Source organism: Pseudomonas sp. Z1-14, from assembly GCF_051132005.1.
Lineage (GTDB): Bacteria > Pseudomonadota > Gammaproteobacteria > Pseudomonadales > Pseudomonadaceae > Aquipseudomonas.
In genome coordinates, this window is the sequence record NZ_CP071646.1 from 5,572,319 (window position 1) to 5,598,587 (window position 26,269).

The following is a 26,269-nucleotide window of genomic DNA, read 5'->3' on the forward strand; positions in this document are numbered from 1 at the left end:
TGGGGCAAAAGCGTTTTGCTTACTTTTGCGCTTCATAAAAGTGAGCCGCCGTCAGGGCGGAACCCTAAGCAGCCGTTACTACAGCAACGGATATGTACCCGGTCAAACTGTCAGCCCGTCATCGCCTCCACCTGATCAGGCCCTGAACTGCCCCAGGCTCGCCTTCAACTGCGCCGCCAGACTGTCTAACACCTTACCGCTGGCAGTGGTCTCGACCACCGCCTGGGCGGCTTTTTCGGCCTGGGCGTGGATGGTTTCCACCCGTCCGCGCACCGCTTGGGCGCCCTGGGCCTGATGCGCCGCTGCCTGGGTCGCCAGGCCGATGGCCGCATGGACCTGCTCGACCGAAGCCTGCACTGATTGCTGCAGGCGCGCGCTGTCTCGCAGCACCGCCAGACCCTCGTTCGCTTGTCGTCCAGCCTGGCCGATCGCAGCCACCGCTTCGCGCGCACCTTGTTGCAAGGCGACGATATGCGCCTGGATGTCGCCGGTCGAACTCTGGGTCTTGCTGGCCAGTGCCCGCACCTCGTCCGCCACCACCGCAAATCCGCGCCCGGTTTCGCCTGCCCGCGCCGCTTCGATGGCCGCGTTCAACGCCAGCAGGTTGGTTTGCTCGGCGATGCCATGGATAACCGTCAGGACCACTTCGATCTGCTCGCTCTGCTGGGCCAACCGCTCGATGACCTTCGCCCCGGTGTCGACCTGTCCGGCCAGCGCTTCGATCAAGCCGCCGACCTTGGCCGCGGTGCGGGTCGTTTCATCGGTGGCCTGTCGAATCTCCACGACCTGCTGCAAGGCTGCTTGCATCGCCTGGCTTTCCGATTGCGCCTCATCAGCCATCTGCGACAGGGCCCGCAGGCTCTCGGCCACCTCGTCGCGCTGCATGCCGGCCGCCGCGTCGGCGCCGGAGTTGCGCAGGGTCATCGCACCGATTTCCTGGCCGGTGCGCTGGGCCACGTCACCCGCTTCACGCACGATAGGTTGCAACTTGTCGACAAAACGATTGACCGCCGAAGCCATGTCGCCAATTTCATCCTTGCTGCTGATCTGTACACGCTTGGTCAGATCGCCCTCGCCCGCCGCCAGGTCGTTCATCGCTGCAATCAACAGCTTCAAGCGATTGACCACTCGCCGCCCCAGCACCACGGCCAGCAATGCCAGCACGCCGAACCCGACCAGCGCCAGGCCCAGGCCGATGCGCCAGCGCAACGTTCCCGCAGCCTCCTGCACGGTGGCGGCGGTATTGGTCTGCATTTGCGTGGCGGTTGCCTGCGCCGAGCCCAGGCGGCCACGCATGGCGGTGGCGCTGTCGGCGGCTGCGCCCTTGAGGCTGTCACCGACCAATTGGTCACTGCTGGCGATCAATGCGGAGAAGCGTTGGTCCAGCGCTTTCAGATCGGTTTCCACCGAGGCGGTAGAAACGCCCATCAGCACTTTGCCAATTTCCACACCGTTAGGGTTGATCGACGCTTCGAGGTAATAGACCGACGGGTCGTTCTTCGCCGCGTCCAGCACCTTGTCCAGTGCCCGCTCGCCCTTGCCTTTTTCCAGCAGGGCCTTGTTGATCGGGTTTTCCCGGTTCAGATAACGAGTCAGGTGTTCGCCGGCAGCGTCGTCATAGATGACGAACAACACGTTGGGATTGCGCTGGGCGCGGCGGGCGAATTCGGAAAGGGTCGGCACGTCGCTGTCCCACATGGCGCGAGGCGCGACCGAGGCCAAAAGCTGCGCCATATCATTGGCGGAATCCCTCAGGTCTTTTTCCAGAGTCGCACGCAGATGGGCCTGTTCCTCCTTCAGCCGCGAGGACAAACCGGCGTTTAACCGTTGGCGGGTGCTGGCGGAAAGGCTATCGAGGCTGGAGGTGACTTCACGCCCGGCCTGCTCCAGCTCACCGGCGAGTTTCTGGCTGTCAGCCCCCAGGCGCGCGTTCAGGTCGGCCTCCAGCGCAGTGACCGTGCTTCGGGTCAGCGCAACGGCGACCAGTACCTGCACCAAAAGGGCGATACCGAGCGTAACGAAAACAGGCCGCAGCAAACGGCTTTGTAACAGTGAGAGAACGGCCGACACAGGGGAATCCCTCTACTAACGCCAGTAAATTGATGGCACTTCACAAGAAGTACTTATTATCAAAGGTGCGTAGCAAAGGTCGTGCCGTCTGACAGACAGAGACGACAAAGGACCCAAACGAGGGTCCTTTGTGTGTTACATCAACGACTTATCAGGCGAAAGGATGACGCAGAACGATGGTTTCGTTGCGGTCCGGCCCCGTCGAAATAATGTCGATCGGCGCACCGACCAGCTCTTCGACGCGCTTGATGTAGTTGCGGGCCGCCACGGGCAGCTCTTCCAGGGTCTTGGCGCCCACGGTCGATTCGGTCCAGCCTGGCATCTGCTCGTACACCGGCTCCAGGCCAATGTAGCTGTCTGCATCGGTCGGTGCGTCGATGACGGCGCCGTCCTGGTTCTTGTAGCCCACGCAGATGTTGATGGTTTCCAGGCCGTCCAGCACGTCCAGCTTGGTCAGGCACAGGCCCGAGATGCTGTTGACGTCAATGGCGCGACGCAGGATGACGGCATCGAACCAGCCGCAACGACGGGCACGGCCGGTGGTGGCACCGAACTCGTGGCCGCGCTTGGCCAGGAAGGCACCGACGTCGTCGAACAGCTCGGTCGGGAACGGGCCCGAACCGACGCGGGTGGTGTAGGCCTTGGTGATGCCGAGGATGTAGTCCAGGTACATCGGGCCAAAACCCGAACCGGTGGCGATGCCGCCAGCGGTGGTGTTGGAGCTGGTGACGTACGGGTAGGTGCCGTGGTCGATATCCAGCAGCGAACCCTGGGCGCCTTCGAACATGATGTCCTTGCCGGCACGGCGCAGCTCGTGCAGCTCGGCGGTAACGTCGAGCATCATTGGCTTGAGCAGCTCGGCGTATTCCATGCACTCGTCCAGGGTCTTCTGGAAGTCGATGGCCGGCTCTTTGTAGTAATTGACCAGGACAAAGTTGTGGTAGTCCAGCAACTCGCCCAGCTTGGCGGCGAAACGTTCGCGGTGGAACAGGTCGCCAATGCGCAGGCCGCGACGGGCGACCTTGTCTTCATAGGCCGGGCCGATGCCGCGACCGGTGGTGCCGATCTTCAGCTCGCCACGGGCCTTTTCACGGGCCTGGTCCAGCGCAACGTGATAGGACAGGATCAGCGGGCAGGACGGGCTGATGCGCAGGCGCTCGCGCACCGGTACACCCTTCTCTTCCAGCTTGATGATTTCCCGCAGCAGGGCGTCGGGGGCAACCACCACGCCGTTGCCGATCAGACACTGCACGCCTTCGCGCAGCACGCCCGAGGGGATCAGGTGCAGAACGGTTTTCTCACCGTCGATCACCAAGGTGTGACCTGCGTTGTGGCCACCCTGGTAGCGCACTACGGCGGCAGCATGTTCGGTCAGCAGATCAACGATCTTGCCTTTGCCCTCATCACCCCACTGGGTGCCCAGGACTACGACATTCTTACCCATAACACTTGTCCTCATTCGCGCAAACTTGGTGCCGGCGATGGCCGGCAGGAAAACTCAAGAAGCCAGCGGCAATACTTGCCAAAGCCCGTTCTGCTGAATCAATTGCCGGTCGCAGTCCGCTTCACGGGCGGCGGCCAAAGGTTGCCCAGGCAATGCCTGGACGACACGCTGACCCTCACCGCGCAACTGGCAGACGATCTGCCAGAGTGCCGCATCCGTACTGTCAGGCATCCAGATACCGCCAGACGGTAACTCGATCTCAGCACGCCCCAGGGTCACCAGGGTTTTCAAATCGGTAGAGAAGCCGGTCGCCGGACGGGCACGACCGAAATCGGCACCGATGTCGTCGTAGCGACCGCCTTGGGCGATGGACTGGCCAACGCCCGGTACGAACACCGCGAACACCACGCCGGTGTGGTAGTGATAACCGCGCAGTTCACCCAGGTCGAAATACAACGGCAGCTCCGGGAAACGCACCGACAGACGCTCAGCAATCGCCAACAAGTCATCAAGGGCCGCCAGCACAGGGGCCGGCGCACCGGCCAGACGCTCGCGAGCGGCGCCCAGCACCTCACGGCCGCCACACAGATCCACCAATGCCCGCAGCATGCCGGATAATTGTGTCGGCAGGCCTTCGGTCAGGCTGATGACTTCGTCGATGGCCTTGCGCTGCAACGCATCGAACAACTGCTGTTCCACTTCGCCGGACAGGCCGGCCGCACGCGCCAGGCCGCGGTAGATGCCTACATGGCCCAGGTCCATGTGGACATCCGGCACGTCAGCCAGTTGCAGCATGGCCAGCATCAGGCTGATGACTTCCACGTCGCTGCTCGGGCTCGCGTCGCCGTACAGCTCGGCGCCCAGCTGGATCGGGCTGCGCGAAGACGACAAGGCACGCGCCAAGGCATGCAGGACACTGCCGGCATAGCACAGGCGGCTCGGACCTTCACGACGCAGGGTGTGGGCATCGATGCGCGCCACTTGTGGCGTGATGTCGGCCCGAAAGCCCATCTGCCGACCCGACTGCGGATCGATGACCTTGAAGGTGCGCAGATCCAGGTCCTGGCCCGCGCCGGTCAGCAGGGATTCCAGGTACTCGATATGCGGGGTCACGACAAACTCGTAACCCCAGCTCTGGAACAGATCCAACACCTGCCGACGCGCTACTTCGATACGCGCGGCCTCCGGTGGCAGTACTTCTTCGATGCCATCTGGCAGCAGCCAGCGGTCTACCGTTGCCATTACGCCATTCCCCTATGATCCGGGCGGCCAACTTTCGGGCTGGCCTTGAGTGAAGCAGAAAATGCCCGCGCCATGCGAAAAACCGCAAACCACGCGCAAGGGCGACGTGACGAATGGCCTTGAATCGGCCTCGCCAGGCACTTTCCTCGAAAAACCTGTCGGGTCATTTCACCCGACGCCTGCAACCAACACCACAATCGAACGTGCAGACGCAAAAAAGCCGGGAATTTCCCGGCTGCCGCATCATACACACGTTTTCCCAAAGGATCACCCCGCCCGACGTTTTAGCCGCCGGGCGGAGTGCTTCAGGTCAACGTCGCATCAAGGCTTGGCCTTTTCCAGGTAGTGGAAAAAGTCGCTGCTTGGGTCCAGGACCAGAACGTCGGACTTGTTCGCGAAGCTTTCACGGTAGGCGCGCAGGCTACGATAGAACGCGTAGAACTCCTGGTCCTGGCCGTAGGCCTTGGCGTAGATCGCAGCGGCCTGGGCATCGCCATCACCACGGACTTCTTCCGATTCGCGATAGGCTTCGGCCAGCAGCACACGGCGTTGGCGATCGGCGTCGGCACGGATGCCTTCAGCCAGCTCGTTACCCTTGGCACGGTGCTCGCGGGCTTCACGCTCACGCTCGGTGCTCATGCGCTCGAACACGCTGCGGTTCACTTCCTTCGGCAGGTCGATGGCCTTGACGCGGACATCGACCACTTCGATACCCAGCTCTTTTTCCGCCATCGTGTTCAGCGAACGGGTGATGTCGGACATGAGCGCATCGCGCTCACCGGAGACCACTTCATGCAGGGTACGCTTACCGAACTGGTCACGCAGACCCGATTCCAGGCGACGGGACAGACGTTCGTCAGCGATCTGCTTGAGGCCGGACGTAGCAGTGTAGAAGCGCTCGGCATCTTTCACGCGCCACTTGGCATAGGCATCGACCATCACGGCTTTCTTTTCCAGCGTCAGGAAGCGTTGCGTCGGCGCGTCCAGCGTCATCAGGCGGGCGTCGAACTTGCGCACCTTGTTGACGTACGGCACTTTCACATGCAGCCCCGGCTGGACATCAGCCTGGACCACGCGACCGAACTGCAGCAACACCGCACGCTCGGTCTGAGCCACGATGTAGAAGCAGTTCCAGGCAGCGATCGCCACGACGACACCGACAATAAGGGCGATCAGCGATTTATTGCTCATCAGCGACTCTCCCTGGTACGTGCTTGCTGTTGCTGCAGGTCCGCCGCCGCGCGGGCATTGGCTTCATTGCTGGCGGCTGCCGCCGCGCCGGTTGACGGCGTGCCGGTGTTGCGACCGCTCTCGACCATCTTGTCCAGCGGCAGGTACAGCAGATTGCTCTGGCCATTCTTGTTGCCGGTCACGAGGACCTTGCTGGTGTTACTGAAGACTTCCTGCATGGTGTCCAGGTACAGACGCTGGCGGGTCACTTCAGGAGCCTTGCGATACTCGGCCACCAGCTTGGTGAAGCGATCAGCCTCACCCTTGGCGCGGGAAACCACTTCGTCGCGATAGCCGTTGGCATCCTCGATGATGCGCTGGGCCTGGCCACGAGCTTCCGGCACGACGCCGTTGGCGTAGGTTTCGGCCTGGTTGCGCGAACGCTGCTCGTCTTCACGGGCACGGATCACGTCGTCGAAGGCTTCCTGGACTTCACGCGGTGCCGCTGCGCTCTGCACGTTGACCTGGGTGACGGTGATACCGGTGCGATAGGTGTCGAGGAAGCGTTGCAGACGCTCCTTGATTTCGCTGGCCATCAGCTCGCGACCTTCGGTCAGCACCTGGTCCATGGCGGTGGAGCCCACCACATGGCGCAAGGCACTCTCAGTCGCGTGTTGCAGGCTGATTTCCGGCTGGTCGACGTTCAGCACGAAGTCCTGCAGGTTGGTGATCTTGTACTGCACGGTCAGCGGCACTTCGACGATGTTCTCGTCCTCGGTGAGCATCTGGCCCTGCTTGGTGTAGGCACGCTCACGCGTGACGTTCTCCATGTACTTCTGGTCGATCGGCGGGAAATAGATGTTCAAGCCCGGGCCGACGGTTTCGTAGTACTTGCCGAAGCGCAGCACCACGGCTTGCTCCTGCTCGTCCACGACATACACCGCGCTGTACAGCCAGACAGCCGCAAGCACGACAAGACCGATGCCGAGCAGGCCGAAACCACCGCCTCTGCCCGGACGGCTGCCGCCATCGTCACCGCGTTTCTTACCACCACCGAACAAACCGTTCAGGCTTTCCTGCAGCTTGCGGAAGGCCTCGTCGAGATCCGGTGGTCCCTTGCGGTCGCCGTTGTTACGACGCTTGCCGCCCCAGGGATCCTGGTTGTTCGAGTTGCCACCCGGCTCATTCCAAGCCATAGCGCTCTCCATCTGATAAAGCAAAGACGCACCCACGGCGCGCCGGCCAATGCTACAGAATGCCTGACACAGCTTTCTCAGGCTTTTATTGCAAAGTGTGTTGCTCGATGAATTCCATCGGTTGCAGCCCTTCACGACTGACCAGCCGGTTCAGTTCCGACCGAGGCAGGCGAACGGCCAGCAGGCAGACACCGTCTTCGTCGTGTTCTTCTTTCTGCACCGCCCCCAGCTCGAAGAACTGGGCACGCAGCCGGGCAAAACGCTGTGGCAGCTTCAGGGTGCCGACAAACAGGTCGTCGCCCAGCAGCTCCGCCACGGCCTGCTTGAGCAGGTCCAAGCCGCTGCCATCACGCGCCGACAGCCAGACCCGCTGCGGCTTGCCGTCGGCATCGCGCTGGATCTGCGGTTCCACGCCCTCGAGCAAATCGAGTTTGTTGTATACCTCGAGGATCGGCAAGTCCTGCGCCCCGATCTCGCCCAGCACCACCATGACCTGCTCGATCTGCAGCATCCGGTCCGGCTCGGCAGCATCGATCACATGCAGCAGCAGGTCGGAGTTGCTCGACTCTTCGAGCGTAGCCCGGAAAGCCTCGACCAGTTTATGCGGCAGGTGCCGGATGAAGCCCACGGTGTCGGCCAGCACGATCGGCCCGAGGTCGTCCAGATCGAGCCGGCGCAGGGTCGGGTCGAGCGTGGCGAACAACTGGTCGGCCGCGTAGACGTCGGAGTGGGTAACGTGATTGAACAGCGTCGATTTGCCGGCGTTGGTATACCCCACCAGTGAAACCGTCGGGATGTCCGCCCGCTTGCGGCCGCGTCGCGACTGCTCGCGCTGGCTGCGGACCTTCTCCAGCCGCCCCTTGATCTGGCGCAGGCGAACCCGCAGCAGGCGCCGGTCGGTTTCCAGTTGGGTTTCACCCGGGCCACGCAGGCCGATACCGCCTTTCTGGCGCTCGAGGTGAGTCCAGCCGCGAACCAGCCGTGTGCTCATGTGCTCAAGCTGGGCCAGTTCGACCTGGAGCTTGCCTTCATGGGTACGCGCGCGTTGGGCAAAGATATCGAGAATCAGCCCGGTGCGGTCGATCACGCGACACTCGAAGACACGTTCGAGGTTACGTTCCTGACTGGGCGTAAGGATGTGATTGAAAATCACCAGATCGATGTGCTCGGCCTTGACCAGGTCGCGCAACTCCTCGACCTTGCCACTGCCGATCAGGAATTTGGCGGTTGGCCGATGACGCGGCACGTTGACAAACGCGACGGTCTCGGCGCCGGCCGAAATTGCCAATTCCTGAAACTCCTGCGGATCTTCGCGCGCCTCAGGGTCCTGTCCTTCCAAGTGAACGAGAATAGTCCGTTCACCACCACCGTGGCGCTCAAAGAACAAAGGAGGCTCCTATCAAGCGTTACCCGGCTCAGCGTCAGCGCCTTCGGATTCGGTTGCGCTAGGCAGACGAATTGGACGAACCGGCACTACCGTCGAGATAGCGTGTTTGTAGACCATCTGGCTGACGGTGTTTTTCAGCAGGATGACGAACTGGTCGAAAGACTCGATCGTGCCTTGCAGTTTGATCCCGTTGACCAGATAGATGGACACCCCAACTTTTTCTTTACGTAAAGTGTTCAAGTAAGGGTCTTGTAGCGAATGCCCTTTTGACATGTGCCGCACTCCTTTAAGGATCAATTATAAAAATCGGAATCAGATGGCTTGGGCCGTCACACCCCCAAGGATAGACGGCAATTGCAAGGACTCAGCTCAATATGGAGATGGTCCCAAGGTATTTCAAGGCGCGTGGCAGATTGTCGCAATCAAGGCTGTCGAGCCAATGCAAGTCAGTCCAGCTGCGCAACCAGGTGAACTGGCGCTTCGCCAATTGGCGCGTGGCGATAATCCCACGCTCGCGCATCTCGGCTGACGTCAGCTTGCCGTCCAGGTAATCCCAGACTTGTCGATAACCTACCGCACGTATAGACGGCAACCCGGCATGCAGGTCACTTCGCTCACGCAGGGCTACGACCTCGTCTATGAACCCCTGTTCCAACATCAATGTGAATCTTTGTTCAATACGCTGATGCAACACTTGCCGGTTCGCCGGAGCGATGGCCAGATTCGCGACAGTATAGGGCAATTGTTGCAGTCCCGAAGCGGCTGCTTCAGTACTTTGCGCAGATTGTCGCTGGCGCAGGGCCGTCATGCTCTGGCCGCTGACCCGATAAACCTCCAGCGCTCGGCTGAGCCGCTGCGGGTCGTTGGGGTGAATACGCGCCGCCGACTCGGGATCGATCAGCGCCAATTGCTCGTGAAGCGCTTGCCAGCCAAGGCGCGCAGCCTCTTCTTCGATCTGCGCGCGCACCTCGGGATCGGCCGCCGGCATGTCCGCCAGCCCGTCGACCAAAGCCTTGTAATAGAGCATGGTGCCGCCCACCAGCAGCGGAATCTTGCCCCGCGCGGTGATCTCGGCCATGGCCTGGAGCGCATCACGCCGGAAATCGGCTGCCGAGTAAGCGTCGGCCGGGTCGAGGATATCGATCAGGCGGTGGGGAAATTCGGCCAGCAGTTGTTTCGATGGCTTGGCGGTGCCGATGTCCATGCCCCGATAGACCAACGCCGAGTCGACGCTGATCAACTCGCAGGGCAGCACCTTGGTCAGTTCGATGGCCAGGTCGGTCTTGCCGGCAGCCGTCGGCCCCATCAGGAAGATCGCTGGAGGGAGCTGGCTCATCAGCGACCGCGCAGGAACAGTTTGTCCAGGTCGTCCAGGCCCAATTGGGTCCAGGTCGGCCGGCCATGGTTGCATTGACCGCTGCGTTCGGTGTTTTCCATGTCCCGCAGCAGACCGTTCATTTCCGGCAGGGCCAGGCGCCGGTTGGCGCGGATTGCGCCGTGGCAGGCCATGGTGCCGAGCAGTTCGTTCAGATGCGCCTGGATCCGGTCACTGGTGCCATACTCCATCAGGTCCGCCAGCACGTCGCTGACCAGGCGATTGGCCTCGGCCTGTTTCAGCAAGGCCGGGATCTGCCGGATCGCCAGGGTCTCCGGGCCCAGGCGCTGCAACTCGAAGCCCAGGCGCTGGAACCAGCTCACATGCTCATCGGCGCAATCGGCTTCGCGCTGACTGACAGCCAGGGACTCGGGCACCAGCAGCGGTTGCCCGCTCAAGCCTTCGCTGGCCATGGCGATCTTCAGCCGCTCGTACATGATCCGCTCATGGGCGGCATGCATGTCCACCAGGACCAGGCCCTGGGCGTTTTCGGAAAGAATGTAGATGCCTTTGAGCTGCGCCAGGGCATAGCCTAGCGGCGGGATATCGCCCTGGCCATCGGGCAATGCCGCCGCACCGGCCTCCGGCAGCGGCTTGAAAAACTCGCGATAGGCAGCCTGGGCCTCCGCCGCCGGCACATTCGACTGAGGACGCGGCGTGTATTGGTATTGATAGCCGCTGCCGGCGCCGTTGCCGGCCGTGTTATAGACCGGCTGGGGCTGAGACTGCTCAAGCAGCGCGTTGGCCGCCAGGCGCATTTCGCCCTGGGGACCGAATTCGCCAGCTTCCAGTCCGCTTGGCCGGACCATGCCGGCCACCGCCGCCGGGGCCGCCAATTGATCTTCAGGACGCACGTCGCCCAGGGCGCGATGCAAAGTGCCGTAAAGGAAGTCATGGACCATGCGCCCGTCACGGAACCGCACTTCGTGCTTGGTCGGGTGCACGTTGACGTCCACCACCGAAGGGTCGACCTCGAAAAACAGCACGAAGGTCGGATGCCGACCGTTGAACAGCACATCGCGATAAGCCTGGCGCACCGCGTGGGCCACGAGCTTGTCGCGCACCGCGCGGCCATTCACATAGAAATACTGCAAGTCCGCCTGGCTGCGGGAGAACGTCGGCAAGCCGACCCAGCCCCACAGGTGCAGGCCATTGCGCTCCACCTCGATGGGCAATGCCTGCTCGAGGAAACCCGCACCGCACACCGCGCCCACGCGTCGGGCACGGGCCGCATCATCGTGGGCCTCGTGCAGGCTGAGGATGGTCTTGCCGTTATGGCGCAAATGGAACGCCACGTCAAAACGCGCCAGGGCCAGGCGCTTGATGACTTCCTGCAAATGATCGAACTCGGTTTTCTCGGCCTTGAGGAACTTGCGCCGGGCCGGGGTATTGAAGAACAGGTCGCGCACTTCCACCGAGGTGCCCACCGGATGGGCGGCGGGCTGGACTCGAGAAGCCATGTCGCGGCCTTCGGTCTCGACCTGCCAGGCCTGGTCGGCATCGCGGGTGCGGGACGTCAGCGTCAGGCGCGACACCGAGCTGATGGACGCCAGCGCCTCGCCACGAAACCCCAGGCTCATGACCCGCTCAAGGTCTTCCAGGTCGCGGATCTTGCTGGTGGCGTGACGCGCCAGCGCCAGCGGCAGGTCGTCGGCGGGAATGCCGCGACCGTCATCGCGCACCCGCAGCAACTTGACGCCACCTTGCTCGACATCGACGTCGATGCGCTTGGCACCGGAGTCGAGGCTGTTTTCCAGCAGCTCCTTGATGACCGACGCCGGGCGCTCGACCACCTCACCGGCAGCAATCTGGTTCGCCAGTCGCGGGCTGAGCAGTTCGATGCGAGCGTTGCCGCCAATCACTTCATCCGTCATTGCTTGACCGCCACTTCGTTGCCGGGAATGGTCAGGGTCTGGCCGATCTTCAGCTCGTCACTCTGCAGGTTATTGGCGCTGCGCAAGGTAGCGGGCGACACCTGGTAGCGCACCGCGATCATCGCCAGGGTTTCGCCAGGACTGACGCGATGATCCCGCGGTCCCTGGGCAATCTTGCCCGAATCGCGCAGCCAGGCGATGTAGGTACCCGGCGGCGGGTTCTGCTGGAAGAACTGCCGCACACCGCTGCTGATGGAACGGGCCAGGGCCTGCTGGTGGCTCGCCGAGGACAGTTTCGAGGCTTCGTTGGCGTTGGAGATAAACCCGGTTTCCACGAGGATCGACGGGATGTCCGGCGACTTGAGCACCATGAATCCGGCCTGTTCGACGCGTTGCTTGTGCAGCGGGGTAACGCGGCCGATGTTGCTCAGGACCTTTTGCCCAACGTTGAGGCTTGACGTCAACGAGGCGGTCATCGACAGATCCAGCAACACGCCGGCGAGCATCCGGTCCTTGTCGTCGAGGCTGACGTTGCCGGCGCCGCCGATCAGGTCGGAGCGGTTTTCACTGTCGGCCAGCCAGCGCGCGGTCTCGGAGGTGGCGCCACGATCGGACAAGGCGAATACCGAGGCGCCGAACGCAGCCTTCGAAGGCGCGGCGTCGGCGTGGATCGAGACGAACAGGTCCGCACCTTTCTTGCGGGCGATCTCGGTGCGGCCACGCAACGGAATGAAGTAGTCGCCGGTGCGGGTCAGCTCGGCGCGAAAGCCCTTCATGCCGTTGACCTGGCGCTGCAACTCCCGGGCGATGGCCAGCACCACGTCTTTCTCACGCTGACCGCGCGAGCCCGAGGCGCCAGGGTCTTCGCCGCCGTGGCCGGCATCGATGACCACGATGATGTCGCGTTTGCCGGCTGGCGCCGGTGGCAGCTTGAGCGCAGGCTCGGTGGGTGTGACCGGCACGGCAGGCACCGTCGCGACCTTGGTCGGGGGCGGTGGCGCAGGCGCGGCGTCGGCCGGGTTATCGAACAGATCCACCACCAACCGGTTACCGTACTGGGCATTGGGCGCGAGGGTGAAACTCTTCGGGGTCACGGCCTGTTTCAGGTCGATGACCACTCGCAGGTCGGTGGGCGTGCGCTGGGCCGAACGCATCGCGGTAATCGGCGTGTTGGCCGTGGGCACGTTCAGCGGCGCGCCCAGGGATGCACCGTTGATGTCGATCACCAGGCGATCCGGGGCCGCGAGGGTGAACACGCTGTGCTGCACCGGGCCTGTCAGGTCGAACACCAGCCGGGTGTTGTCCGGCGCCCGCCAGAGGCGAACACTGTTGACCTTTGTCTCAGCCACAGCATCGACGGCCAGTGCCGTAAGCAACAGTCCTACGACAGCAACCACCGCGCGAAAGCGCATACCAAACCCCATCATCAATTAGTTTTCCAGTGCCAGAGCGGCACACCACGACTCGCCACGCGAGCCTTGCGGCGTCAGTTTCAGCGAACGCCCGCCGTTCTGCGCGCCAATGGTAATGGTCAGGTCGGGCTTTGGCAAAAAGCCTGCACCCTTCTGAGGCCATTCGATCAGGCACAAGGCGTCATCTTCGAAATAATCACGGATCCCGAGAAACTCCAGCTCCTCAGGATCGACCAGTCGATACAAGTCGAAATGGAAGGCGCGGGTATCACCGATCTCGTAGGGCTCGACCAACGTGAACGTGGGGCTCTTGACCGAGCCGACATGCCCGAGGCCGCGAATGATGCCACGGGACAGGGTGGTTTTCCCCGCGCCGAGGTCACCTTCGAGAAAAATCAGACCATGGCCTGCGGTGATCTGCGCGATGCGGGCGCCAAATTGTGTCATGGCTTGTTCGTCCGCCACGTACAGGGTTACTTCAGACACGGTGAGTGCTCCTCCAACAACTGACGAATGGCCGGAATCAGATCGGTCGCGGCCAATCCGCGGCCCGAGCGACCGACCTGGACCCCGGCATTGGCATGCAGCCAGACGGCCAGGCACGCGGCTTCGAATCCTTCCATTCCCTGGGCCAGCAAAGCGCCGGCCACGCCAGCGAGTACATCCCCCAGGCCAGCGGTGGCCATCGCCGGATGACCCTGACCGCAAACCGCCAGGCGCCCGTCCGGGCCGGCGATCAGGCTACCGGCGCCTTTGAGAATCACGCTGGCTCGGTATTTTTTGCTCAATGCGTGGGCCGCCGCTGGACGATCGGCCTGCACCTGCACGGTGGAAATCCCCAGCAGTCGCGCGGCCTCGCCTGGATGCGGGGTGATGATGCACTGTTCCGGCAGACTGACCACGCCATGGCTCAACAAATTCAGCGCATCGGCATCCCACACCTGCGGCAGCGACGCATTGGCCGCCGCCGACAACAGGCTGCGCCCCCAAGCGGCCTGGCCCAGGCCCGGCCCCACCACCAGCACGCTGGCCTGTTTGAGCAGCCCCATCAACTGGTTAGCCGAATGGGTGCCTTGCACCATCACCTCGGGCAAACGCACCAGCGCGGCGGCCACATGCTCGCTGCGGGTCGCCATCGAAACCATCCCCGCACCGCTGCGCAAGGCGCTTTCGGCGCTCATCTGGATGGCGCCGCCAAAACCGCGGTCGCCGCCAATCAACAGCACATGACCAAACCTGCCCTTGTGGGCTGAAGGCGCACGGGGCGGCAGACGCGGCAAATTATGCGGCAAGAGCAATCGAGCGTTGGCCGGCGCCGCGTCAACGAGGTCCGGGTCCGCGTGCAGGTCGTTGAATACCAACTCTCCCACCCGATCCGCCGCATCGCCGGTGAACAGACCGAGCTTCAGGCCAATGAAGGTCACGGTCAGGTCCGCCGTCACTGCGGTACCCAGCACCCGACCGGTGTCGGCACACAACCCGGAAGGGATATCCACCGCAGCGACCGGTAACCCACTGACATTGATGGTGTCGATTGCCCGGACATACGGTTCTCGAATGTCACCGCTCGCCCCGGTGCCGAGCAACGCGTCGAGCAGAACACCGCGCAATTCGCAATCATCCGACCAAGGTTCCACCGGCACACCGACCGCCACGGCTTCGGCATGGGCATTGGCGGCATCACCCAGCAACCGCCGGGGCTCGCCTACCGCCAGTACCCGGACCGCCCAGCCGGCACGCCGGGCAAGAGTCGCCACCAGGTAGCCATCGCCGGCGTTGTTGCCATGGCCGGCGAAGACGGTCAACTCGCCGGCTTCAGGCCAGCGCCGGACGATCGCTCGCCAGGTGGCGCGGGCGGCGCGCTGCATCAATTCGAAGCCGCTGGTGCCCGCCGCGATCAGTTGTGCGTCGAGGGCCCGGACTTGCGCGGCACTGTACAGCGCGTCGGGAAATTCATCTTTAGTCTGCGGCATGCGTCTTCGGGCTCCGATGTCTGGCAGAATTATACGCATCTCAGCTCCGGTTTCTCTCGCCTCATGCCTGCCATTCCCACAGACCTCCCCGCCCTCGCCCAATCCATCAAGGACTGGGGCCGCGAGCTGGGTTTCCAGCAAGTCGGCATCAGCGGCCTGGACCTTGGCGAGCATGAGCAGCACTTGCAACGCTGGCTCGAAGCCGGCTACCACGGCGAAATGGATTACATGGGCGCCCACGGCAGCAAACGCTCGCACCCGGAAGAACTGGTTCCGGGCACACTGCGGGTGGTGTCCCTGCGCATGGACTACCTGCCGGGCGACACCCGAATGGCGCAATTGCTTGGCGAACCGGAAAAAGCCTACGTCTCGCGTTATGCGTTGGGCCGCGATTACCACAAATTGATCCGTAAACGCGTGCAGCAATTGGCAGAAAAAATCCAGGCAGCCATCGGCCCCTTCGGCTATCGCGCGTTCGTCGACAGCGCACCAGTGCTGGAAAAAGCCATAGCCGAACAGGCAGGGCTGGGCTGGATCGGCAAAAACACCCTGGTGTTGAACCGCAAGGCCGGGAGCTATTTCTTCCTCAGCGAACTGTTCATCGACCTGCCGTTGCCGGTGGACCCGCCCCACGGCACCGAGCATTGCGGAAAATGCACCGCCTGCCTGGACATCTGCCCGACCAACGCCTTCGTTGGTCCCTACGTATTGGATGCCCGGCGTTGCATCTCCTACCTCACGATCGAACTGAAAAGCGCTATCCCCGAGGAGCTGCGGCCGCTGATCGGCAATCGGGTGTTCGGTTGCGATGACTGCCAGATCGTCTGTCCGTGGAATCGCTTCGCCCGGCCCTCCGCGGAAGGCGACTTCAAGCCACGCCACAACTTGGACAATGCCGAACTGGCCGAGCTGTTCATGTGGGATGAGAACAGGTTTCTCAGCAGCACCGAAGGTTCGCCATTACGCCGCGCCGGTTATGAGCGCTGGCTGCGTAACCTGGCGGTGGGGCTTGGCAACGCGCCGACGACAATTCCCGTGCTGGAGGCGTTGAAGGCTCGACAGGATTATCCGTCAGCCCTGGTGCAGGAACATGTGCAATGGGCGCTGCGCCAACATGCCGAGCGTCAGACTTCGTCGTTATAGACGAACTTGGGCATTTCCCAGTGAAACCGGATCGCCAGGAGCCGCAGCAGGAAACCACCAAACAGGGTGATCAGAATCGCCTGCTCGCTGGGTAATTGCAGGTAGACACACAGCAGGTAGCACCACGCAGCGGCGAACGAGACGCTGGCATAGAGTTCGCGACGGAAAATCAACGGGATGTCGTTACAGAAGATATCCCGGAGAATGCCGCCAAAAACCCCGGTAATCACCCCACTGACCGAGGCCACCAACATGCCATGGCCCATTTCCAGCGCGGTCATGCAGCCGATCAAGGTAAACGCCACCAGCCCGACGGCATCGAGCACCAGGAACAGCGAGCGCAGGTGACGCATCCAGCGCGCGAGGAATACCGTCAACATGGCCGCCGCGGTCGTCAGCACCAGGTATTCCGGATGCTTGACCCAGGTCAGCGGGTAATGCCCCAGCAGCACGTCGCGCACCGAGCCGCCACCCAGCGCCGTGATACAGGCGATCAGCACCACGCCGAACCAGTCCATGCCACGCCGCCCGGCAGACAAGGCGCCGGTCATGGCTTCGGCGGTAATGGCGATCAGATACAGCATCAGCAACATGGTGGCAGTCCTTGCGGGAAGGCGCGCAGTCTAGCCAGTTTGGGCAGGCACCAAAAGAGGGCGCGGCGCCGACCCTGGCTAAGAGGATCCCCTGTGGCGAGGGAGCTTGCTCCCGCTCGGCTGCGCAGCAGTCGCAAACCGGACAACTCGGCTTACCTGAAAATGGTTGGGGCCTGCTTCGCAGGCCAGCGGGAGCAAGCTCCCTCGCCACAAGAGCGGGCCCTTGCCACAAGAGCGCTTTCGATCAGAACTTGATGAAGTGCTTGCGATAATGCTGCAACTCGGCGATGGATTCGCGGATGTCATCCAGGGCCAGATGGGTGCTGCCCTTCTGGAAACTGTCACGCACCTCTGGCGCCCAGCGGGCGGCCAGCTCCTTGAGCGTGGAGACATCCAGGTTGCGGTAATGGAAGTAGCTTTCCAGGGATTTCATGTGGGTATAAAGGAAGCGACGGTCCTGGCAGATGCTGTTGCCACAGATCGGCGACTTGCCCCTTGGCACCCATTGTTCCAGGAAGGCGATGGTCTGAGCTTCGGCCTCGGCCATGCTGATCCTGCTCTCGCGCACCCGTTGGGTCAGGCCCGAGCCGCCGTGCTGGCGGGTGTTCCACTCGTCCATGCCGGCCAGCACCTCATCACTGTGGTGGATCGCAATCACCGGGCCCTCGGCCAGGGTGTTGAGATCGCTGTCGGTGACGATGGTGGCCATTTCGATGATGACGTCGGTGTCAGGGTTCAGACCGGTCATTTCCAGGTCGATCCAGATCAGGTTCTGCGGGTTTTGCATGGGGGAGCTCCTCGGCTTAGCTGCGCAGTTTAGCCTAGGCAACCGGTCGGGCGTGCTAAACTCGCCGCCGTTTTACCCTATTCGCTGCATTTCTTCATACGGAACACCCATGGCCAAACGCCAACTCAATCGTCGTCAGAACTGGCGCATCGAAAAGATCCAGGGCGAGCGCGCCGCCCGCGCAGCCAAACGTGAATCCAGTGCCGTCGAGGCCCTGGAGGGCGGAGACCTGGGCCCTGAGCAGACGGGACTGGTGATCGCGCATTTCGGCGTCCAGGTCGAGGTCGAGGCCCAGGAAGGCGAGTTGGCCGGCCAGGTATTCCGTTGCCATTTGCGGGCCAACCTGCCGGCGCTGGTGACCGGCGACCAGGTGGTCTGGCGGGCCGGCAACCAGGGCATCGGCGTGATCGTCGCGCAACTGCCGCGCCACACCGAGCTGTGCCGCCCGGACAGCCGGGGCCAGCTCAAGCCGGTGGCGGCCAACGTCGACATGATCGTGATTGTCTTCGCCCCGCTGCCTGAGCCCCACGCCAACCTGATCGACCGTTACCTGGTGGCGGCCGAACACGCCGGCATCCGCCCGTTGCTGTTGCTCAACAAGTTCGACCTGATCGACGAACACAACGCCCCGGCGCTGAACGCCCTGCTGTCGGTCTATCGGGATCTGGGTTACCCGGTGCTGGAAGTCTCGGCCCACCACGGCAACGGCATGGAGCAATTGCAGCAGCAACTCGACGGGCGCATCAGCGTGTTCGTCGGCCAGTCCGGGGTCGGCAAGTCTTCATTGGTCAACAGCCTGCTGCCGGAAGTCGAGACCCGCGTCGGGCCGTTGTCCGAGCTGTCCGGCCAGGGCACCCACACCACCACCACCGCGCGGCTGTTCCACTTTCCCGGCGGCGGTGAGCTGATCGACTCGCCGGGCATCCGCGAGTTTGGCCTGGGCCACGTCAGCCGGGCGGATGTCGAAGCCGGGTTCATCGAGTTCAACGACCTGATCGGCACCTGCCGCTTCCGCGACTGCAAGCACGACCGCGAACCCGGCTGCGCCTTGCTCAAGGCGCTGGAAGAAGGCCGCGTGCATCAACAACGGATGAACAGCTACCGCTCGATCATCGCGAGCTTGCCGGAAAGCAGTTACTGACCTGCAGGCAATGCAAGGCTGATCTCTCCTGTGGCGAGGGAGCTTGCTCCCGCTGGCCTGCGAAGCAGGCCCGGCTGTTCTTCAGACAGACCGGATCGGCCGGTTTTGCGACTGCTGCGCAGCCGAGCGGGAGCAAGCTCCCTCGCCACAAAAAGCAAGCAAGTCTCAACTGAACAGTGCTCATAAAAAAGCCGACAATGATGTCGGCTTTTTATTGGGTCACTGCGCTGGCGGCTCCGCCGGTTTCGGCGCGGCGTCGTCGAACAGGTTCAGGCGCTCGCGCAACTCATGGGCCGGCACTGGTTGCTGGTCCGCCGGCAGCGCGTTCGGATCGGCGGCCGCGCCAGGCGTGGCGGGCGATGTAGGCACTTCGCCCGGCGCTCCCTCGCCCGGGGCCGGGTCTGGAACCGGATCGTCGGTTTGCGAACCTTCGATGGCTTTCTGGGCTTTCTTGGTCAACACCACGATGTCGATGCGGCGGTTGACCGGGTTGAACGGATCCTTGCGATCGAACAGTGCCGAAGACGCATAACCGACGACCCGCGCCACCTGCTCATCCGGATAGCTGCCCGCCACCAGGGCACGCCGTGCCGCGTTGGCCCGGTTGGCCGACAGTTCCCAGTTACCGAAGTCGCCTTTGCCGACGTAAGGCTTGGCATCGGTGTGGCCACTGATGCTGATCTTGTTCGGCACCGCTTTGATGGTATCGGCCATGGCCAGCAGGATGTCTTCGAAATACGGCTTCAGGCGCGCACTGCCAGAGTCGAACATCGGACGGTTATCAGCGTCCATGATCTGGATGCGCAGGCCGTTCGGTGTGATCTCGAAAAGGATCTGGTCCTTGAATTTCTGCAGTTCCGGGTTCTCTTCAACCTTGTTCTGCAATTCCTGCAGGAGCAATTCCAGGCGTTCGCGCTCGACCTGCTCGGCCATGCCCTCGGCCTCATTGGCGTCGACAGTCGCCTTGTCAGGCTGAGGCTGGGATTTGACCTCGGGGTTGAGGGTATTTTCCGGCGCCAGGACCGGCGAGCCGCCCAGGTCGATGATGTACGGTGTGCCGCTCTCGGAAAAACCGATCGGATCCTTGAAGTAACCGGCAATGGCGATTTTCTGTTCCGGGGTCGCGGTGGACAGCAGCCACAGCACCAGGAAGAACGCCATCATCGCCGTGGCGAAGTCGGCGAAGGCAATTTTCCAGGCGCCCCCGTGGTGCCCGCCGGCAATGCGCTTGACGCGCTTGACTATAATGGGCTGGTTATTTTCCATGGCTTAACGACCGCGAACCGCTTGTTCCAGCTCGGCGAAGCTTGGACGGTGCGCCGGGTACAGGACCTTGCGACCGAACTCCACCGCCAGGGACGGCGGCATGCCCGAGGCCGAAGCCACCAGGGAGGCCTTGATGGCCTCATAGACGTTGAGTTCTTCCTTGGCGTCATGCGCCAGGGAATGGGCCAGCGGGCCGAAGAAACCGTACGCCGCCAGAATACCGAAGAAAGTACCCACCAATGCCGCGCCCACGTGCAGGCCGATGGACGCCTGATCGCCTTCACCCAGGGATGCCATGGTCACCACGATGCCCAATACCGCCGCAACGATACCGAAGCCGGGCATGCCGTCGGCGATGCCGTTGACTGCATGAGACGGGTGTTCAAGGTCTTCCTTGAGGCTGTACAGCTCCATGTCGAACAAACCTTCAAGCTCGTGGGGGGCCATGTTGCCGGACGACATGATGCGCAGGTAGTCACAGATGAACGCCGTCATGCGCTCGTCTTTCAGCACCGAGGGGTACTTGGCGAAGATCGGGCTGGCGGCGGCGTCTTCGATGTCACCCTCGATCGCCATCATGCCTTCGCGGCGGCTTTTGTTGAGGATCTCGTAGACCAGCCCCAGCACCTCGAGATAGAAGGTGTGGCTGAAACGCGAGCCGAACATGCTCAAGGATTTCTTGAGCACATGCATTGTCATATAGCCAGGGTTGGCCTGCAGGAATGCACCAAGGGCGGCACCGCCGATGATCAACACCTCGAAAGGCTGGACCAGCGCGGCAATCTTGCCATGGGAGAGCACGTATCCGCCGAGCACGCTCGCGAACACGACGATGATGCCGATAATTTTAGCCATAGATAGAAAGTACTTATTTAAGTCGGGTTCAAGGTCATATTCGGAAGCTGAAAAATCTCTTCTTCTACTTATCGGCAAAACTGCGCCAGACTATAGCCAGTTCCGGCGAAAAGCCAATTTTGCCCCGTTCCGGGCGTAGATACCCCATGCGATGATCACGTCCAACCATGGCTAACGAAACGAACGTCCCAACTCCAAGACCGACCACCCTCGAAGGCTGGGTAAAGCTGCTCGAGGGCGTGCACCTGCCGGTACCCCAGGCCAGCCACGACCTGGTCTGCAAGGCGATTGGCGACAGTCGCCGCTCGCTGCGTGACATCGCCGAACTGATGCAGGACAGCCCCGCGCTGGCCCTGAGCGTCATCCGCGAAGCCAACCACCACACGCACGGTACCCTGGCGGAACCGGCGGAAAACCTTGAGGTGGCCATCAACCGCCTCGGCCTCAAGCGCACCGAAGAACTGCTTGCTCGCCTGCCCTCACTGCCGGGGCAGCAGATTCCCTTGGCCCTGCGCCAGTTGCAATTGATCAGCCAGCACGCCACGCAACAGGCCAACGGTTTTTTTGCCAGCCGCCTGGCGCGGCTGTGGCAAGACATCCATTGGGGCAGCCTGCTGTTCCTGTCACCGCTCTGGCCGCTGGCCCTGACTCATCCACGATTGCTCGGGGAATGGGAGCTGCGCGTCGTTCATAAAGGCCAGCCAGCCGGCGAAGTGGAGCGTGAACTGTTCGGCGTCAGCCTGCTGAAAATCTGCCTGGCATTGGTGGAGACCTGGCGCCTGCCGATCTGGGTAGCGCAGGGCTATCGCCTGCTGCTCAACGAGCGTCGCGAACTGGTCAAAGTGCTGCGCATTGCGCGCGACAGTGAGCATCCACTGCGCCAACAGAATCGCCTGGACGACGACCCGACCCTGCGGCGCTGGCTCAATCAGCCAGCCAACACCGTGCTGCTGGCCAACGGCCTGGCACTTTCGGCACAGCAGGCGTGGGACAGCCCGCACAGTGCCCGCTGGCAATACCTCACCAGCCTGTATCTGCAGATGCCGATGGACGACATTCAGCAACAGCTTCATCAACAGGCCGCCAACAGCGCGCGCCAGCACGCCATGCCGGACCTCTGGCATCCCGCCGTGGCGCTGATCTGGCCGCCGGGCAGCAAGCGGGTCCACCCAGGTTTGCTGCCCGCCGCCCCGCCCAGCGCCCAGGACCTGAGCCAATGGCGCAGACAATGCGCCGCGTTGCTGGTGGAGCCGAGCCCGTTCCGCAACGCCATGCACCTGACCACCTCGGCACGGGATGCGCTAGCGGCATGTGGCATGCGCCGGGTCATGATCTTGATGGCCGACCGCAGCCAGACCAGCGTACGCGTGCATCAGACTGCCGGTTTGCCCAAGGAAGCGGCGGCCATGAGCTTCTCCATCAGCCAAAGCAAAATTTTGCAACGATTACTTGCCCAGCAGGCCCAGGTTCGCCTGACCCCGCAAAACAACGCCCAATATTCGGCATTGCTGCCAGCGGGCCTGCGCAGCCTGTTTCGCGGCGAACACTTGCTGCTGCGCTCTCTGGCCTGTAACGGTCGAGTGATTATGCTGGTGGCGGTAGACCAGGGCGGCGGACCGTTTTCGGATGTGACGGTACAAGCTTTCGGTAAAACCGTGCAGTGCATCGAGCGCGCCCTGCACAGCTTCACCAACCGCGGCCGCTGAACTTGCTACAATCCTTTCCCTTTGCGCCCCAGGAGGCCTCACATGCCTGACTTCTCTGGCTTGCCGCTGGTAATCGAACCGAGCGAACTGCGGCCGCGCCTCGATGCTCCCGAGCTGATTCTGGTGGACCTCACCAGCGCGGCCCGCTACAGCAACGGGCACATCCCCGGCGCGCGTTTCGTCGATCCCAAGCGCACGCAACTGGGTCAGCCTCCGGCCCCAGGCCTGTTGCCGGCAAAAGCCGACCTTGAGGCGCTGTTCGGCGAACTCGGACACAACCCCAACGCCGTCTACGTGGTGTATGACGATGAAGGCGGTGGTTGGGCCGGGCGCTTCATCTGGCTGTTGGACGTGATCGGTCATTCGAATTACCACTACCTCGACGGTGGCTTGCTGTCCTGGCTGGATGAGGGCCTGCCGGTGTCCACTGAAATGCCCGCGCCCGGCGCAGGCCCGGTGAGCCTTGTGCTGCACGACGAACCCACTGCCACCCGCGAATACCTGCAAGGCCGCCTCGGCGCTGCCGACCTGGCCATCTGGGATGCACGCGGCCCGCTGGAGTACTCCGGCGAAAAAGTCGTCGCGGCCAGGGGCGGCCATATTCCCGGCGCGGTGAACTTCGAATGGACCGCCGGCATGGACCCGACGCGCAACCTGCGCATTCGCAAGGACATGCCCGAGATCCTCGAACAGTTGGGTATTACACCCGACAAGGAAATCGTTACCCACTGCCAGACTCATCACCGCTCTGGCTTCACCTATCTGGTGGCCAAGGCGCTCGGTTATCCGCGAGTCAAAGGCTACGCCGGTTCCTGGGGCGAATGGGGCAACCACCCTGACACCCCGATCGAGCTTTGAAGATTCCTAAGGACATTTAATGAAGAACCGCTTGTTCATCCTTTCCCAATACCTGCTGCCGCACCACTTGCTGTCGCGCCTCGCCGGCTGCATCGCCGAATGCCGCGTGCGCTGGTTCAAGAACGCCTTTACGGCCTGGTTCGCCAAGCGCTACCAAGTGGATATGTCCCAGGCCCTGGTGGAAGACCTGAGCGCCTATGAGCACTTCAACGCTTTCTTCACCCGCGCGCTGAAAGACGGTGCCCGCCCCCTGGATCAAACCCCAGGCGCGATTCTGAGCCCCGCCGACGGCGCCGTCAGCCAGCTCGGCCCGATCGAGCATGGCCGCGTGTTCCAGGCCAAGGGCCACAGCTTCAGCGTGCTGGAACTGCTCGGCGGCGATGCGGCCAACGCGGCGCCATTCATGGGCGGCGACTTCGCGACGATTTACCTGTCGCCCAAGGATTACCACCGCGTGCACATGCCGTTGGCCGGCACGCTGCGGGAAATGGTCTATATCCCGGGGCGCATTTTCTCGGTCAACCAGACCACAGCCGAAAACGTTCCGGAGCTGTTCGCCCGCAACGAACGCGTAGCGTGCATTTTCGACACCGAACGCGGGCCGATGGCCGTGGTGCTGGTGGGTGCAATGATCGTGGCGTCCATCGAGACGGTCTGGGCCGGCCTGGTGACACCGCCCAAGCGCGAACTCAAGACCTTCCGTTATGACGAAGCCGCCCGTGCGCCGATTCACCTGGCGAAGGGTGCCGAGCTGGGCCGCTTCAAACTGGGTTCGACCGCTATCGTGCTGTTCGGGCCGGATCAAGTGAAGTGGGCCGACGACCTTGTAGCCGGCTCGCCGGTGAAGATGGGTCAAGGACTGGCATTACCCAAGGCTTGATCACCGAGGCAGCGAATTCGGTCGCTGCCATCGCCGGCGCCAGGTGTCGCCGCAGCATGATCTTTCGCCCACACCTGCTAGAGTTGGAAACATTCCCTTCATTTCCCGCCGGAGCCCATCCACGGCATGAATGAGACCAGCCCTCTCCAGTTACTGCGCGTCTCGACACCGACCCAGTCGCGCCTGTCCTTCTGCGATGCCACGCCACGCGATCTCAAGCGCTGGATCGGCAACCTGCCCAAGGCCAACATCGGTGAAACCGCGCGCCTGCTGTACCAGGCCCTCGGTGAACTGAACCAGTTGCTCACCCCGAGTGAAAACCGCCTGCAACTGCTCGAACTGTTGCGGCCCGAGGTTTATTACGTCTGCAAGCACCTGGAGCGACACTTCCTGCAACAGGCCATCGTGCTGGATGAGCGCTCGCGCAAGATCGTCAACCTGAGCCAGGCCCTGCAGACTCATTTGGCGATGGGATACAAACAAATCGTTGCGCGCATCTCGCCAAAATTCACCAAGGACCGGGCGCGCCTGCTGGCGACAGCGCTGCAACGGGCGATACATGCCCTCGACGGCACGCTGTTGCGAGCCAGCCAGCTATACAGCCCCGTGCCTGAAGGTTTATGGCTCGATTTGCACCAGCTGTACCGGATCGCCTGCCAGCATCGGTTGCAACACCTCAGCGTGGGCGATGAGCTGGCCAGCCAGGTCCCTCAATTGGATGCCGAGCAGACCTACGTCGTCGCCCTGCTGCTGGGCGCGTCGCGCAGCAACCAGTTACGCCAGAGCCAGATCGCCCGGCTGGCCGAGGTGCTGGAGCCGTGGAGCCAGAGCGTCAAGCTCGACCCGGCCGTCACCGCCGCCAGCCTGTTTGCCGTCGCACCACAACTGGATGTAGGGCCGCGCTATCGCTCCAAATTTCGCGCCGAACAGCAACCCAGCCTGCAGGGGTTCGATCCCCAGCCCCTGGTACGTGCCATCAGCGCTCACCTGGCGCAACCTGGCGACTCGTCCCTGGCGGTACCTGCCGGCATGAGTGCCGACACCTTGCATCATCTGCAAGCGGCCTGGGGCGAAGCTGCCGAACGCAGCTTCCAACGCACCGAAGGCAACGGCACGCTGACCCTGTGCGTGGGCATGAGCGCGCTGCACTATTACCTTGGGGGCGAACGTTCCTTCAGCGAAATCCTGAAGAACCCGGCCATGCGCAAGGCCCGGTTCGAGGCCTCGCCGACCAAAACCAACGACACCTGGAACCAGGCGTTCGACGCCGCGCCAGCTGGCGACAGCGACCTCTTGCCCTACGAGGAAATCGAGTATCCGGTCAACCCGGCCGATGACGACGGCGCCAGTTCCGACAACCAGCATCATTTCCCGACCTTTGAGCTGCCGATCATCAATCACAGCCCGGGTGGGTACTGCCTCGGCTGGCCGAAGGAAGTGCCGGAGCAATTGCAGGCCGGGGAGATGGTCGGGATTCGTGACACCAGCGACCAGGCCTGGAGTATCGCCGTGGTCCGCTGGATCCGGCAGGTGCGCAACGGTGCGATGCAAATGGGCATTGAACTGGTAGCTCCCCATGCCCAGCCTTGCGGCGTGCAATTGGCGCGCGAGCAGAACGAGCAAGGCCACTACTTGCGGGGGCTGCTGCTGCCGGAAATCAGCGCGATCGACCTGCCGCCCACGATGATCGCTCCGCGCCTGCCCTTCCAGGAAGGCCAGCGAGTGTTGATCAATACCAACGGACAGGAAAGACGAGCCTCGCTGGATCGGCGCGTGACCAGCACCCACAGCTTCAATCAGTTTGCTTATCACCCCGAAGACTCAGGCACCGGCGGGGATGGCAGTGACAAGGAAGGCGATTTTGATTCGCTGTGGAAGTCACTCTAGGAAGCGACCA

22 protein-coding genes are annotated in these 26,269 nt (G+C 62.7%); 6 read left to right on the plus strand and 16 right to left on the minus strand.

The window, feature by feature from the left end:
• Positions 1-135: 135 nt before the first annotated feature.
• The 12 genes from J3P89_RS25640 to J3P89_RS25695 form a co-directional block, all read right to left on the minus strand.
• Positions 136-2,070, minus strand: coding sequence for a methyl-accepting chemotaxis protein (locus J3P89_RS25640; RefSeq protein ID WP_434570000.1), 1,935 nt, complete (start codon positions 2,068-2,070; stop codon positions 136-138).
• Between the two features lie 151 nt (positions 2,071-2,221).
• Complete coding sequence (locus J3P89_RS25645; RefSeq protein ID WP_003186407.1) at positions 2,222-3,514, minus strand: adenylosuccinate synthase; 1,293 nt, start codon at positions 3,512-3,514, stop codon at positions 2,222-2,224.
• Positions 3,515-3,568: 54 nt separating this feature from the next.
• Complete coding sequence (locus J3P89_RS25650; RefSeq protein WP_434696038.1) at positions 3,569-4,756, minus strand: ATP phosphoribosyltransferase regulatory subunit; 1,188 nt, start codon at positions 4,754-4,756, stop codon at positions 3,569-3,571.
• Between the two features lie 321 nt (positions 4,757-5,077).
• On the minus strand, positions 5,078-5,947 hold the full coding sequence (gene hflC / locus J3P89_RS25655) for a protease modulator HflC (RefSeq protein WP_305497195.1): 870 nt from the start codon (positions 5,945-5,947) through the stop codon (positions 5,078-5,080).
• Entirely contained in the window at positions 5,947-7,122 is a 1,176-nt protein-coding gene (gene hflK, locus J3P89_RS25660) for an FtsH protease activity modulator HflK (protein ID WP_434570002.1), read from the minus strand. Before hflK ends, hflC begins: the two co-directional genes overlap by 1 nt.
• 85 nt (positions 7,123-7,207) lie before the next feature.
• The gene (gene hflX, locus J3P89_RS25665; protein ID WP_434696039.1) at positions 7,208-8,509 is read right to left on the minus strand and encodes a ribosome rescue GTPase HflX; all 1,302 of its coding nucleotides are present in this window, start codon (positions 8,507-8,509) and stop codon (positions 7,208-7,210) included.
• Between the two features lie 12 nt (positions 8,510-8,521).
• Positions 8,522-8,782: an RNA chaperone Hfq gene (gene hfq / locus J3P89_RS25670; RefSeq protein ID WP_058546527.1), complete on the minus strand. Its 261-nt coding sequence runs from the start codon at positions 8,780-8,782 to the stop codon at positions 8,522-8,524.
• Between the two features lie 91 nt (positions 8,783-8,873).
• Positions 8,874-9,845, minus strand: coding sequence for a tRNA (adenosine(37)-N6)-dimethylallyltransferase MiaA (gene miaA / locus J3P89_RS25675; protein ID WP_434696040.1), 972 nt, complete (start codon positions 9,843-9,845; stop codon positions 8,874-8,876).
• Positions 9,845-11,758, minus strand: a complete 1,914-nt coding sequence (gene mutL, locus J3P89_RS25680) for a DNA mismatch repair endonuclease MutL (RefSeq protein WP_434696041.1) — start codon at positions 11,756-11,758, stop codon at positions 9,845-9,847. The genes miaA and mutL overlap by 1 nt, the downstream gene beginning before the upstream one ends.
• Positions 11,755-13,185: an N-acetylmuramoyl-L-alanine amidase gene (locus tag J3P89_RS25685; RefSeq protein WP_370871022.1), complete on the minus strand. Its 1,431-nt coding sequence runs from the start codon at positions 13,183-13,185 to the stop codon at positions 11,755-11,757. The genes mutL and J3P89_RS25685 overlap by 4 nt, the downstream gene beginning before the upstream one ends.
• A 3-nt stretch (positions 13,186-13,188) precedes the next feature.
• Positions 13,189-13,656 carry a tRNA (adenosine(37)-N6)-threonylcarbamoyltransferase complex ATPase subunit type 1 TsaE gene (tsaE, locus tag J3P89_RS25690; RefSeq protein WP_434602654.1) on the minus strand — a complete coding sequence of 156 codons (468 nt, stop codon included), beginning with the start codon at positions 13,654-13,656 and terminating at the stop codon, positions 13,189-13,191.
• Positions 13,644-15,143 carry an NAD(P)H-hydrate dehydratase gene (locus J3P89_RS25695; RefSeq protein ID WP_434696042.1) on the minus strand — a complete coding sequence of 500 codons (1,500 nt, stop codon included), beginning with the start codon at positions 15,141-15,143 and terminating at the stop codon, positions 13,644-13,646. Before J3P89_RS25695 ends, tsaE begins: the two co-directional genes overlap by 13 nt.
• A gap of 63 nt (positions 15,144-15,206) precedes the next feature.
• Here J3P89_RS25695 and queG point away from each other — a divergent pair, with 63 nt between their 5' ends.
• On the plus strand, positions 15,207-16,286 hold the full coding sequence (queG, locus tag J3P89_RS25700; protein WP_434696043.1) for a tRNA epoxyqueuosine(34) reductase QueG: 1,080 nt from the start codon (positions 15,207-15,209) through the stop codon (positions 16,284-16,286).
• Here the strand turns inward: queG and J3P89_RS25705 are convergent.
• Entirely contained in the window at positions 16,268-16,879 is a 612-nt protein-coding gene (locus tag J3P89_RS25705; protein WP_305497211.1) for a trimeric intracellular cation channel family protein, read from the minus strand. The genes queG and J3P89_RS25705 overlap by 19 nt on opposite strands.
• Positions 16,880-17,123: 244 nt before the next feature.
• The gene (gene orn / locus J3P89_RS25710; RefSeq protein ID WP_305497212.1) at positions 17,124-17,666 is read right to left on the minus strand and encodes an oligoribonuclease; all 543 of its coding nucleotides are present in this window, start codon (positions 17,664-17,666) and stop codon (positions 17,124-17,126) included.
• A gap of 109 nt (positions 17,667-17,775) precedes the next feature.
• Here orn and rsgA point away from each other — a divergent pair, with 109 nt between their 5' ends.
• Positions 17,776-18,807, plus strand: coding sequence for a small ribosomal subunit biogenesis GTPase RsgA (gene rsgA, locus J3P89_RS25715; RefSeq protein WP_217861119.1), 1,032 nt, complete (start codon positions 17,776-17,778; stop codon positions 18,805-18,807).
• 219 nt (positions 18,808-19,026) lie between these two features.
• Here rsgA and motB read toward each other — a convergent pair whose 3' ends face one another.
• Together motB and motA are read right to left on the minus strand one after the other, a co-directional pair.
• On the minus strand, positions 19,027-20,073 hold the full coding sequence (gene motB, locus J3P89_RS25720) for a flagellar motor protein MotB (RefSeq protein ID WP_434696044.1): 1,047 nt from the start codon (positions 20,071-20,073) through the stop codon (positions 19,027-19,029).
• Between the two features lie 3 nt (positions 20,074-20,076).
• Complete coding sequence (gene motA / locus J3P89_RS25725; RefSeq protein ID WP_305497215.1) at positions 20,077-20,928, minus strand: flagellar motor stator protein MotA; 852 nt, start codon at positions 20,926-20,928, stop codon at positions 20,077-20,079.
• A 167-nt stretch (positions 20,929-21,095) separates the two neighbouring features.
• Here motA and J3P89_RS25730 point away from each other — a divergent pair, with 167 nt between their 5' ends.
• The 4 genes from J3P89_RS25730 (at position 21,096) to J3P89_RS25745 (ending at position 26,259) form a co-directional block, all read left to right on the plus strand.
• Positions 21,096-22,634 (plus strand): HDOD domain-containing protein, encoded by a 1,539-nt coding sequence (locus J3P89_RS25730; RefSeq protein WP_434696045.1) that lies wholly within the window; start codon positions 21,096-21,098, stop codon positions 22,632-22,634.
• A gap of 42 nt (positions 22,635-22,676) precedes the next feature.
• On the plus strand, positions 22,677-23,492 hold the full coding sequence (locus J3P89_RS25735) for a rhodanese-like domain-containing protein (RefSeq protein WP_434696046.1): 816 nt from the start codon (positions 22,677-22,679) through the stop codon (positions 23,490-23,492).
• A 19-nt stretch (positions 23,493-23,511) separates the two neighbouring features.
• On the plus strand, positions 23,512-24,372 hold the full coding sequence (asd, locus tag J3P89_RS25740) for an archaetidylserine decarboxylase (protein WP_434696047.1): 861 nt from the start codon (positions 23,512-23,514) through the stop codon (positions 24,370-24,372).
• Between the two features lie 126 nt (positions 24,373-24,498).
• The gene (locus tag J3P89_RS25745) at positions 24,499-26,259 is read left to right on the plus strand and encodes a molecular chaperone (RefSeq protein ID WP_434696048.1); all 1,761 of its coding nucleotides are present in this window, start codon (positions 24,499-24,501) and stop codon (positions 26,257-26,259) included.
• The last annotated feature ends 10 nt before the right edge of the window (positions 26,260-26,269 follow it).